Genomic DNA, 12,443 nt, shown 5'->3' with positions numbered 1-12,443 from the left:
GCTATTTAAAAAATTGGTATGAACTGGCTGATACTTATTCTTGCAGGATTGTTCGAAACGGCTTTTGCCTTTTGTTTGGGAAAAGCAAAAATCACCACCGGATTGGTTCAATGGGGCTGGTATGGAGGATTTGCGGTGACATTGATTATATCCATGGCCCTTTTGATCAAAGCGACACAAACACTTCCCATCGGTACCGCATATGCGGTGTGGACAGGAATTGGGGCAGTAGGCACGGTGCTAGTTGGAATTTTTGTATTCAAAGAGCCCGCCCATCTCTGGAGGATATTTTTTCTGATGACTTTGATCGGTTCAATTGCCGGTTTGAAAGCCGTCTCGGAATGAATGGCATTTCTGGTCTTCAAACTTGCCATCCAAAAAAGTTTAGCATGAAAAAATCCCCACTTTTTAGTGGGGATTTTTTTGGTTTAGAATTCTGCATTTCCGGGTGTTCTTGGGAAAGCTATGACATCCCGGATATTGCTCATACCGGTCACGAAAAGAACCATACGCTCAAATCCCAGCCCAAAACCCGCATGCGGGGTTGCTCCAAACCGACGGGTATCCAAATACCACCAAAGTTCTTCCTCCGGAATATTCATTTCCTGCATGCGCTGAGTCAGCTTGTCCAGTCGCTCTTCCCGTTGAGAACCACCAACGATTTCACCGATTCCCGGGAATAGGATGTCCATTGCGGCTACCGTCTTGCCGTCCTCATTCTGTCTCATGTAGAAAGCCTTGATATCCTTGGGATAATCGGTCAGGATCACTGGTTTTTTGAAGTGTTTCTCCACTAGGTAGCGCTCATGCTCTGATTGAAGGTCAGCACCCCAAGATTCGATCAGGTATTGGAATTTCTTCTTCTTGTTTGGGTTGCTATTGCGCAGAATATCGATCGCCTCGGTATAACTGAGTCGGACAAAGTCATTTTCCACCACAAACTTGAGTTTTTCAATTAGACCAAGTTCAGCCCGCTGATCTGCAGGTTTGGTGTTTTCTTCCTCCTGAGCACGCTGAGCTAAGAATTTGAGATCTTCCTCACAATTTTCAAGTGCATATTGGATAATGTATTTCAGGAAGTCCTCAGCCAGGTTTTGATTGTCCTCAGCATCGTAAAACGCCATCTCTGGCTCGATCATCCAAAACTCGGCAAGATGTCTCGTGGTGTTGGAGTTTTCGGCTCTAAACGTTGGGCCAAACGTGTAGATTTCTGAAAGGGCCATCGCGGCCAACTCCCCTTCGAGCTGACCTGAAACCGTAAGGTTGGCTTCACGCTCAAAGAAATCCTGCTTGTAATCCACTTTTCCATCTTCGGTACGCGGAGGATTGCCTATGGGAAGGGTGGTGACATGAAACATTTCTCCGGCGCCTTCAGCGTCTGAAGCTGTGATAATCGGGGTGTGGATGTAGAAAAACCCTCGGTCATTGAAATATTTATGAACCGCAAAAGCCAAGGCATGCCTTACTCGAAATACCGCTCCGAAAGTATTGGTGCGCATACGGAGGTGAGCGATTTCCCGGAGAAATTCCAAGGAGTGCTTCTTGGGCTGCAAGGGATATTTCTCCGGATCAGCTTCGCCAAGGACTTCGATGGTTTTGGCGTTGAGTTCGGAGGATTGTCCGGAACCTAAGCTTTCCACCACTGTACCCGTGATTTTGATGCAGGCACCAGTGCTGCATTTTTTGAGAATGTCTTCGGCAATCACATTCGGATCAGCTACCACTTGGTAATTGGTGATGGTGGACCCGTCATTGAGCGCAATAAAAGATACATTTTTATTGCTGCGCTTGGTACGAACCCAGCCCATAAGGGTGATTTCCTGTCCTATTGGAGATTGATCTAGGACGGCTTTGATTTTGACCCGTTTGTTAAATGCCATTAGTGAGATTTTTTAGAAAAAAACAGAATTCCTATCTACTTGAGAAGGAATGCAAAAAAACGATTAAATCACCTTTTTATCAAAAAATTGCCCGTTTTTCCTAAATTTGACCGAATGGCTTTTTCGGTTGGAAAAGCCTTTTTTGAATCCAACATATAGGTTTTCTCAATTTCAATGCAAAAGTTAAATCTATCTCAGACGCTCTCCCAGAAGCTTTCCCCTCAGCAAATCCAGTTTATCAAGCTGCTGCAGGTTCCTACTGCTGAGTTGGATGCACGTATTGAAGAGGAGCTCGAAATCAATCCTGCTTTGGAAGAAGGAAAGGATGAAGAGCAGGACAAGTCTCAGGAAGAGGACTTTGAAGATTCTTATGAAGATGATTTAGGCAGGGATGACCATGAACTGAATCTGGATGATTACCTGGATGATGAGTATAGTGGATACAAAATGCAAGGCGACGGTAATTACAATCCCGATGAGGAAGACCGTGAAATCCCGATTTCTTCTCAGTCAAGTCTCCATGAGCAGTTGATTTCCCAGTTAAGCTTTATCAAGCTGGATGAACGTCAAAAAATCATCGGACAACAATTGATTGGGAGCATCGAAAACGATGGGTATATCCGAAGAGATCTGGAGGCCATCATCAATGATTTGGCATTTTCCCAAAATATCGAAACAGATATCGATGAAATGGAGGAAATCCTCCGGAAGATCCAAACTTTTGATCCCGCAGGAATTGCCGCACGTAATCTACAGGAGTGCCTGATCATCCAGCTTGAACGTAAAGAGCATCCCGATGATCCTGTTGTCCAACATGCTTTGGCCATCATTCATGATTGTTTTGAGGAGTTTACCAAAAAGCACTATCCCAAGATTCAACGAAAACTGGATCTGAATGAGGAAGAAATCAAAGATGCGGTCAATCTGATCACCAAGCTTAATCCCAAACCGGGAGGAATTTCAGACGGGCTGGTAAGGACTCAGTACATAATTCCTGATTTTATTCTGACCAACAATGGGGGGAAACTGGAAATAAGCCTGAATTCCCGCAATGCCCCTGAACTCAGAATTTCCCGTTCCTATGCGGATATGTTTGACGCCTATGATAAGAGTGACAAGAAGGATAAAAAACTGAAGGAAACGGTTTCATTTGTCAAGCAAAAGCTGGATGCGGCAAAGTGGTTTATCGATGCGATCAAGCAGCGGCAAAATACCTTGTTGAGAACCATGGAAGCGATACTTCAGTATCAAAAGGAGTTCTTTATCGACGGGGATGAGACCAACCTTCGTCCCATGATCTTAAAGGATATCGCTGAAAAAATTGAAATGGATATTTCTACCGTGTCCCGAGTGGCTAACAGCAAAGCCATTCAGACTGAGTTTGGGGTTTATCCACTGAAGTACTTTTTTTCTGAAGGAATAGCCACAGATAGCGGTGAAGATGTAAGCAACAGGGAAGTGAAGTCGGTACTCCAAGCCATGGTAGATGCAGAAGATAAGAAAAGACCTCTTTCTGATGATAAGCTGGTCAAGATGCTCAATAAAAAAGGTTACAATATTGCCCGAAGAACCGTGGCAAAATATCGGGAACAGCTCCAGATTCCAGTGGCCAGATTAAGAAAAGAACTCTAGTGATCAGAAGTCTGGCGCTCGTCATATCTATTGTTTTTCAGCCCTTGCTGATGCCTACATTGGTCTTTGGCCTGGTGTTTTTTGCCGTGCCTGAGGCTACTTCCATCCCTGAGGAATTTAAGTTGAGGCTATTCTTTTTGTTGGTGCTGTCCACCTTATTGATTCCGATGATCTCCATTATCGGACTTCGGCTTAGTGGTAAAGTGAAAAGTTTGCATATGCCTGAAAAGAAGGATCGAACCATTCCTTTTTTGATTACCTGCATTTACTTTCTGATCACAACCTGGTTTTTCTATCAAAAAAGCGAATTGGATCCCATTTTATGGCAAGGCATGGGGGTGATCAGCTTTGCGGTGATTTTGCTTTCATCGGTTACATTTTTTTGGAAGATGTCGGCACATATGACCGGGGTAGGAGGGCTTTTGGCCGTGGTTTTAGTTTTAGGGAAATTCTTCAGCACCTTTGAAGTTCTGTACCCCTTGTTATTGGCTTTGATATTGGCGGGTTTGGTAGCATCGTCCAGACTTTACCTCAATGCTCATCGGCCATTGGAGGTTTACGTAGGGTTTTTTGCTGGATTTGCGATTTGCTGGTTTGGATTTACTTGGATTTGGTCATAGCAGGGTGCAATTCCATTTCTGATTTTATGCGCTTAGATTGTACGCAATCCTGACAGTAGACGAATATTCTCCGGATTTTGGGTTGTATACTTGGACTGTTCTCGACACAGGAGACCGATGACCGAAGTTGCACAAGGACTTGTCGAAATCTTGATCTTCAAATGTTTAAGATGAATTATTGGTCAGGTTCCGTATATCCTGAATTCAATTTTTCATAAGCCCATTCAAAAAAAAATCCAGCCCCTAAAGACTGGATTTTGGCTTTTTCCACCAATTCAAGAAGATCAAAATACGGATATAGCTAATCCGAAATTAATTTGGCTTGCTTCGGTGGCAAAGGGTCCTCTTCCTGCCTGCCACATGTCATTGAGGTAAACTGTGCTCCAAACATAAAAACCAGGACTTCCGGCTTTTACAGATACGCCATATCTGAGTTTTTCAAGCCCATAGTTTTCGGAGTTTTTGATTTTGACACTACCAATGGTAGGGGAGTCGTACTTGATTTTGGAATGCGCATTATAAAGGAAGCCCACTTTTCCTCCCACGCTTACCCGGAAACTTTTACTGTAATTGTTTTTATTGAAATGATATCTCAAATCAATAGGGATTTCAAAATAATTGGCAGCGAAGTTATTCGTCTGAATAGAGATATTATTACCGTAGACACTCGTCACCTCTCTTAGCTCGGAGGATTCTGCCCCAAGGGTAGCACTTCGAAAAAGATTTTTATCCTCCTTGAATTTCAGTTTATCAGAGCCAATTCCAAATCCTGGGTTCAGGGTGATTCCTGAATTATCTCCAAAAAGGTTGATGGGAAACTGGTAGGAAACATTGAACGTTCGGGATCCAAAGAAATCCAGTGCAAGATCCGCAGGTCTTGAATTGAGTTGATTGAAACCAAACTCGAAATTGAGATCATTTGGGATGTTTGGACGGCCGCCGATAGGCGATTTTGGTTTTTTTTCCGATTCCTGGGCATGTGCTACTAAGGAGAAAGAAAGTAAAGCCAGTGCGAGTAATTTTTTCATTAAAAGAATCTTCTTTTCAGTAGGATGTGGGCAAAAATAGGAAATCCCCAAAGATTTACCCTCCTATTGTTCTTAATTATTCTTAAGGCTGAATGGAGCAAAAAAAATGAAAATCCTGTTTTTCTTGTGACTTAATATTTGGAGGGAGAGATTAAATATTTACTTTTGCAAACCCATTCGGCCTCGTAGCTCAACTGAATAGAGCACCTGATTACGGCTCAGGAGGTTTCAAGTTTGAATCTTGACGAGGTCACAAAGCTCAACCGAAAAAGTTGGGCTTTTTTTGTGCCCTCTGATTTTTTTGGGTAGTTGTTTAGGGTCTCACGCAATTTTCAAAACGAATACCCAACTGAAATAGTGCATCTCGATTGCATTGGGAAGGTTTCAGGTTTGAATTTCCGCTTATCTATTGGGTCATGTTTTGAAGAAGTCCCATAAGCTCACATCAAAACATGTAGCATTTTAATCTTTCTAGATCTGGCAGTTTCGACTTTTGTGAAAGATTTGATTTCGGGTTAAATCGAAAATATCAAATTCTGGAAATAGTCGGGATATTTTCGCTCATAAGTCTGAATTTTCAGGAATTCTTTCTTAGGTTGTTTCCGATATGTAAGTGCCTTTTGTCTATGCTTGTGAGATTGGTTTTCTTTTTTTCTTTGGTTGGATTTCTTAGTTCTTGTGAGAAGATTTTGGAAGTCCAACGGTTTGAGGGGCCCTGTACGATTGAGTTGGTTGATGGTCGAACCATTGTCACTCAGTTTAGTATTGAAATTTTAGAGAGCACGGGCACGATTACTTACCGGGATGATGATGGTAAGCTTTGGTCCGTGAAAGCAGACGAATATTCGGGCTATTCTTGCGGAAATTAGGTGTCAGCATCAATTACGAGCACCCAATCATTCCCTCTGCCTGAAGAAGGAGGGGTGACCTCCAAGGTGGATTGATTTTTTCTCTCCTTTGGATAATCTATACTTACCCCAGTTCTCGGGTCATACCAGGTGAATTTCAATCTGCCTGCCTTCAGTGAGGCTAAGTTAAGTTGGGTGGGTTTGCCGCTGGGAAAATAGATCAGTGCGAAGGTCCCTTCTTTGGAGCGGGTACCAATCACAAAATGTTCATCTTCGGGTTGTGGGAGTGCTACTAAGGTAGGATCAGGAATTCGATCAAAGTAAGACAGGCTTAACATTAAGTTTTTGAGGTGTTTGACTTGATTGGCCACTTCGAGATCGAGTGATTTATGCCAGGGTTTTAGTGGGGCATTGATGGGTTCTTTGTCAAAGTCATACATCTGCCAAACGGCATGGCAGCCGTAGGTTTGGCCTGCTGCCCCAGCAAAGACATTCCAATACATCATCTTTCGGATATCAGTGGCTTCACTATAGCCCAATTCCTTGGCATTAAAACATTTGGGATGTTCCTCATACATAGGCTCACCGTCAAGGGTGGGTTTGGTTGGATTCAACTCGTAATCGTAGGAAATTCTCGAATAATTGGGATAATTAGGGCAGTGTCCGGTTTGGTGCATGTTGAAGTCCAGCCATGCCGCTTGGTGAAACCACACCGAGCTTCCTCCCGGTGCCATAGGCTGAGGATGAAAAGTGATCAATATCCGATTTTCTGGGTTTTCAGATTCTCTGATTCCTTTGGCCATTTGATTCCATACCTCGATATCTTGAGAATCTTCTCTAGGATTCCGATCTCCGCCGAGAACCCAAATTAAGTTTTTTTGATTCCTGTATCGATTGCCTATCCATTTGCCATAGGCATAGGCTTTTGCAGGGGTGAAAATCTCAGGTCCGATTCCCCAGGTGTTTCTGAACAATTTGTCTCCCCAAGTGGGCAAAAGTGCAACATGCAAATTTCGCTCCATTGCCAATTCAAGAATTCGGTCTACGTGTTTGAAATAAGCTTCATTGTATTTCCACTTTTCCAGATCCGTAAATGGCCGATCCCCATTTGCATTGGGAGTATGAAGACCATCCAGCTCGGCCAAAACTACTGCCTGAATCACGTTGAATCCTTGTTCCTGGCGTTTGTCGAGATACATTTTAGCATCATCCTCACTTAAGCGATGAAAAAGTTCCCAAGCAGTATCAGCCATCCAAAAGAAAGGTTTTCCATCGGATGTCATCAGGAATCTTTTTTCTGGATGAATTTTAATGGGACCGCTGATTTGCTGAGCAAAAAGCGAGTGACAGATAATAAAAAGTAGCAGGAATATAGAGCAGGGCTTTTGCATAGGTTTTAAAGAAAAAAAGCAGCCCGAAGGCTGCTTTTTGGTTGAATTAATGAGCTCCTTCACCGGAGGTTTTCACACCTCTTTGCCAAATGAAGAAGATAATAAAGAGTACGATCAAGATTCCGGGGAACATGACCATTTTTTGTAACGTTTCCTGACCTGCAGCGAGCTCTAAAGCATCTCCTGCCAAGCCAGCAGCACCTTGTTCAGCTCTTGCAGTATCAATCCATCCGCCTATGATCGGCTGAAAAATCGCAGTGGAAAACATTCCTACCCCACCAATGATGGACATGCCGAGTGCACCGGATAGCGGCACTCGCTGAGCCACAGCTCCGACCATTACCGGCCAGAAATAGCATACGCCGATGGCGAAAACCAAAGCCGCAACATAGGCCATAGGACCAGTCACTGTGCTAAACATAAATATCCCGATAGAAGCGAAGATGGCTCCACCGAGCAATACACCTGTTTGCCCCAATGATTTCACTACAGGACCTGCGAAGAACCTGCCAACAGCCATTACCCCGGTAGTCAAGGCCAAGATTAACATAGGACTAGCACCACTCTTACTCATGATCAAGCCTACCCACTGCTGAGGGCCGAATTCGGATATTGCGGTCAAGGCCATGGCAAAGAATAAGAAGATAAAAACTGGGCTGAACATAGCTTTGATGTTTGAACCCACGGAAGTAACTCCTTCCACGGTGGGTTTTGGGAAAGTCTTACCAAAGAACAACACCGCATAAGCAATGGTAGGAACCATCATTACCCATACTTGAGTCTGCCAAACCATGCCCCCATCGGTCATAAATTTGGAAATCAAGCTACCCAACACAATACCACCTGGGAACCACATGTGGAATCTGTTGAGCATTTTATTTAGGGTAGTGCCTGAATACATATCAGCAATCAGTGGATTACAGGCCGCTTCGGTACAGCCATTTCCAAACCCAATAAAGAGGGTTGAAATAAGCAGCGTGGTATATCCTCCTGCATAAATGGTCAGCAAAATCCCAAGGGTGTGGGTGATAAAGGCGATTCTCATGATGTTGGCAGGGCCAACGATGTGGTAGAAAAGACCTCCCAAGATCATGGAAATCGGGAATCCCAAAAACCACATGGAATTGATAAAGCCTAACTGCTCTGCCGTGAGTCCAAATTCAGCCCCCAGTTGAGGGAGAATACCAGCTCGGATGGAAAAAGAGAAAGCTGTGGTGATTAGTGCCAGACAACTTGCATTGAAGAGGGCACCTCGGTTGATGGTTTGAGTCATAGAAGCGTGCTTTTGGATTTTGGGTTGAGTGAAACAAACGATTGAAACAGCTCAAAATATGAAAAAAATCGGATTTAGCTTGCCCGCCAAAGAAAATTTTCCTTGAAAGGAAAAAGTCACAAATGATTATCCGTCCAATATTGAGTTGGCATGCAGGTACTCTTCTGAGGTGTTGCCGAATATAGCCTGTATATATTTCAGGAATTCAGGGTCTTATTTTGGAGAAAGTTGGAAAAAAATTATTCGATGACCTGTACCGTACCCAGTTGTTCCCGCTTGATTCCCCGCTCATAATTTTGGTAATTTATTCGAAAGGCATAGGCCCCCGGGGGTACTTTTTTTCCATTGTACAATCCATCCCATAAGCAAGTGGATTCTTGATCGATCAAATCGGAGTTTTTGCAATGAAATATCAAATTCCCCCATTTGTTATAAATCCAAACCTCAAGTTCATCTACCAGATAGTTAGTGTAAATCAAAAAGGGTTTATCCGGATTTTCCGGTTGGATGGCATTCGGAAGTCTCAGCCTCAGTTCGCATTCCTCCTCGGTTATGAAACTGGTCTGGTAGGCGCAACCCTCAGCACTGGTAACTATGACTTCATAACTGCCAATCTGAAGAGGCTTAAAGGTAGAAGAAGTAGATACCAAGTTGCCCTCAAAAATCCATTCGTACGAGGCAAAATTTCCGGGGCTCAGGGTGGGCGCGATGTCATATTTGGGGCAAATCTGATACGCCTCGTCCAGCTCCGGTCTGACTTGATCTGTGCTTCGGATAACCAAAGTTTGATCTTGACCCAAAAGACAATTGAACCTATTCAAAAGTTGGACTTCATAGGTGCCTTCCTCAAAAGCCAAAATCTCCTGCTGATTGGTAAGGTTGGATAGTGGTCTTCGATTATTGCTCAAATCGGTAAACCACCAGTGGATCGTTTGGACAGGTTCTAGGTTTGCATCCACCTTCAATGCGGCATTGGGTTGGTCTGGACAAAGCGCCTCAGCAATAATCTTTGTACTTACCTGAAGAATGGGATCGGGTACAAAAAGGGTTTTGAATTGGTTTTCACAGGGGATAGAACCGGAGGGCTGAATTTCCACCCGAAACTCCCCATAAGTGGAAGTACTTAAGCTTGAGGTGTTAGACACCAAAGTGCCACTAGGGTCAAACCAAAAGAAGTCCACTTCAGACGGCAGGTAATTAGTCACCTCTGCTTCATATTCATAAATCCCATTACAGTCTAAATTGACTAATTCCAGAGAAAACTGTACGGGTGGGTTGATTTTTACCTCAAATGTTTTTTGTTCCGGACATTCCGGGCCCTTTGGATCCGGATCAAAGCCTAAAATTGTATAGCTGCCCTCTTGGTTAAGCGTAAAAGGTTCATTTAGATTTTTGGTTTCTTCTTTTCCATCCGGATAGGTCAAGGTAAATATCAAAGGTCGGGAGGATTCAGGTATGAGTTCAAAAGGATCACAAATCGAGAGATCCCCCGGGATTTCAAAGTTGACCTTGTCCAAAATCAGGTCAATTTCGAGGCTGGATCTGCCCAATTCACAGTCTTTGCCTATGCTGGGAATTCTGCTGAAAACAGCGGCTTCATAGATTCCCGGCAATTCTATAAGGACCTGTTTCTGATTGGCGTAGTTATCTAGCGTGGTGATCGTGCCATCTTCATCATATCGTCTCCACTCGATGTCAGTCACTGCTTCCGGAAAGGTGGTATTCAAATCCAAAACTGCCCGAGGACCATACTCACAAAGTTTGGTGGATACCAGTTCAACCTCGACTTCTAGTATAGGTTCTGGTATTAAAAAGGGAACCGGAGGACTGGGGCATGCCGTACTATTTGCCGGTTGGACATCGAGTTTGAATTCACCCGTGGAGGTCGGGAATAGAAATTGTCCATTTCCTACCAGTTCATCATTTTCATTAAACCAAAGAAATTTGACCGTGGAGGGATCTCTCCCCCTGATATCCGCTTCATAGGTTCGGTTTCCATCACAATCTTCCTGAATAAGCACCGGCTCAAAATCCACCGGATTCACCATGGTGATGCTAAACTCCTGTAAAAATGGACAAAGGTCACCGGGACCTGCCAACCTGCCGACTATCGTATAATCTCCCCCTTCTGTGATGGTAAATGGAGCACCTTGACCAAGTGTCTTCTTAGAACCGTCAGGATAGGTCAAGGTATATTCCAGATCAAAACTGCTCTCAGGAGTCAAGTCGTAACTTTGACAGACAAAAAGATCTCCAGGTATGGAATAAGAAACTTGGGCTAAGCCAGGTACTTCGAATTCTTCACTTTTTGGCAAGGTGCAGCTGTCAGTATCAAATACCTGAAAGAAGTATTTTCCCCCGCTTATACTTACCCTTAACTCTTCTAGCCCATTTCCGGCTTCATTGGCGACTACTTCGCCTTTGAGATTAAGAATTCGATACGAACCCTCCAATGGGGCATTGATCATTCGTAGCAAAAATGACCCAAGATCCTTTCCTGTTTCTGTACAAATCTCCGGTTGAATATCATCGATGGCAAATTCCAGATTGGATGGGGGATTTTGAAGTGGGACTACTGATCCAAAAATTTCAGAGCAACCGTTCAGATTGGCGATAATACTATAGGCTCCGGATTTCAAACCGTTGAATTGGATGAGATCTCCTGCAAGGAAAGGCCCCTGACTCATTCCTAATCCGTTGATCGATACTCCATCCAGATTGGTGAGTGCCCTTACCTTCAAAATCCCGTCCGGCTCAAAGCAACCCGTGGCACCAATGGCCTCTTCAATTTTGATCTGAGGAAGGATATTGTATTGGATGGTGGTTCTAACTTCTGGGCTACATGCAGGATTTTGAGGGTTATCCACTCGAACGATGATTTCATAATCTCCCGGTTCAGGTAAGGAGGAAGCCTCCAAAACCAGGGAATTTCCACTGGCAATTCGGATAGGAGCAGGTGTGCCTATTTTTTGATAATACCATTCTCCTGAAGTGATGGGGTTGGTTTCAAAAGTAATGTTACCCGCCGGGCAAAGGACACTGGAGGTGGAAGTGATGACAAAAGGACTTATTTCGCCAATCCTTGTAGAAAGAGTGGTTTCACATTCTGGGACTCCCGAAGAATTCAAAAAATAAAAAGTGACCACATAATCCCCAGGGGTATCCACAGCCAGGGTATTGCTGGTCCCGACGGTGGCACCGGATTGGTTTTTCCATTCGAATGCATAAGAACCAAAGTTTGCAGATCCCGGATCTAAGGCACTTATGTTTAATGATTGCCCTTGGCACAATTGATAGGTAGGCTGCAGCGCAATATCCGGACCTTTGATCAACAAGACTGTTTTTTCTTGTTCAAAAAAAGGAAGACCGGCTCTGGTAACTTTCAAAATAACCCGATGGGGGCCCAACAATCCAAAGGTGTAGCTGATATCAGGTGTGCTTCGATACTGGGTTTCCCTGAGGATTTCTCCTCCGGGTCCGATGATGGTCCATTGGTAAAGATCCGTGAGAGGATTTCCCCCTCCTGAAAAAGTTCCGATCACACTTCCAAATACATTACACAGCCGATCCGGACCAGAGATTGCCGGTGTGGTAGAAGCTTGATGGAAAGCCTCATTTTCAAACTGATTTTTTTCTTTTATAATCGAATAGGTACCCCCAAACACTCCTAAGGCCAATAGGAAAAAAAACAATCCAGAGAAGTTTTTAAACAGGTAAAACCGCACTTGAAAATATTGAAAATGAGCCTTAAAGCTACTAAAAAACCTCCGT

General features: G+C 43.8%; 8 protein-coding genes and 1 tRNA gene. 4 read left to right on the top strand and 5 right to left on the bottom strand.

The features are described 5' to 3' along the window. The first annotated feature begins 18 nt into the window (after window positions 1-18). Entirely contained in the window at window positions 19-345 is a 327-nt protein-coding gene (locus CLV31_RS07485; protein ID WP_111392253.1) for a DMT family transporter, read from the top strand. A gap of 83 nt (window positions 346-428) precedes the next feature. On the opposite strand, the gene asnS is transcribed toward CLV31_RS07485, so the two are convergent. After that, window positions 429-1,880, bottom strand: coding sequence for an asparagine--tRNA ligase (asnS, locus tag CLV31_RS07480; RefSeq protein WP_111392252.1), 1,452 nt, complete (start codon window positions 1,878-1,880; stop codon window positions 429-431). A gap of 174 nt (window positions 1,881-2,054) precedes the next feature. On the opposite strand from asnS, the gene rpoN reads away from it, so the two are divergent. After that, the gene (rpoN, locus tag CLV31_RS07475; protein ID WP_111392251.1) at window positions 2,055-3,512 is read left to right on the top strand and encodes an RNA polymerase factor sigma-54; all 1,458 of its coding nucleotides are present in this window, start codon (window positions 2,055-2,057) and stop codon (window positions 3,510-3,512) included. Window positions 3,513-3,562: 50 nt separating this feature from the next. After that, window positions 3,563-4,132 (top strand): phosphatase PAP2 family protein, encoded by a 570-nt coding sequence (locus CLV31_RS07470; RefSeq protein ID WP_245943350.1) that lies wholly within the window; start codon window positions 3,563-3,565, stop codon window positions 4,130-4,132. Window positions 4,133-4,416: 284 nt separating this feature from the next. Here the strand turns inward: CLV31_RS07470 and CLV31_RS07465 are convergent, their stop codons facing one another. Continuing rightward, on the bottom strand, window positions 4,417-5,160 hold the full coding sequence (locus tag CLV31_RS07465) for an outer membrane beta-barrel protein (protein WP_111392249.1): 744 nt from the start codon (window positions 5,158-5,160) through the stop codon (window positions 4,417-4,419). Window positions 5,161-5,339: 179 nt separating this feature from the next. Between CLV31_RS07465 and CLV31_RS07460 the strand changes: the two genes are divergently transcribed. Further along, window positions 5,340-5,413, top strand: a tRNA-Arg gene (locus tag CLV31_RS07460). Window positions 5,414-6,025: 612 nt separating this feature from the next. Here the strand turns inward: CLV31_RS07460 and CLV31_RS07450 are convergent. The 3 genes from CLV31_RS07450 to CLV31_RS07440 all read right to left on the bottom strand — a co-directional run bounded on the left by CLV31_RS07450 (window position 6,026) and on the right by CLV31_RS07440 (window position 12,364). Beyond that, window positions 6,026-7,261 (bottom strand): glycoside hydrolase family 140 protein, encoded by a 1,236-nt coding sequence (locus tag CLV31_RS07450; protein WP_245943349.1) that lies wholly within the window; start codon window positions 7,259-7,261, stop codon window positions 6,026-6,028. 184 nt (window positions 7,262-7,445) lie between these two features. Then, window positions 7,446-8,672 carry an MFS transporter gene (locus tag CLV31_RS07445; protein ID WP_111392247.1) on the bottom strand — a complete coding sequence of 409 codons (1,227 nt, stop codon included), beginning with the start codon at window positions 8,670-8,672 and terminating at the stop codon, window positions 7,446-7,448. A 239-nt stretch (window positions 8,673-8,911) separates the two neighbouring features. Beyond that, window positions 8,912-12,364, bottom strand: coding sequence for a T9SS type B sorting domain-containing protein (locus CLV31_RS07440; RefSeq protein ID WP_146250878.1), 3,453 nt, complete (start codon window positions 12,362-12,364; stop codon window positions 8,912-8,914). Window positions 12,365-12,443: the final 79 nt, after the last annotated feature.

Origin of the sequence: Algoriphagus aquaeductus, from assembly GCF_003253485.1 — a bacterium.
GTDB classification, from domain to species: domain Bacteria; phylum Bacteroidota; class Bacteroidia; order Cytophagales; family Cyclobacteriaceae; genus Algoriphagus; species Algoriphagus aquaeductus.
Note: the sequence above shows the minus strand (reverse complement) of the source record. Positions and strands in the feature narration are given on the sequence as shown.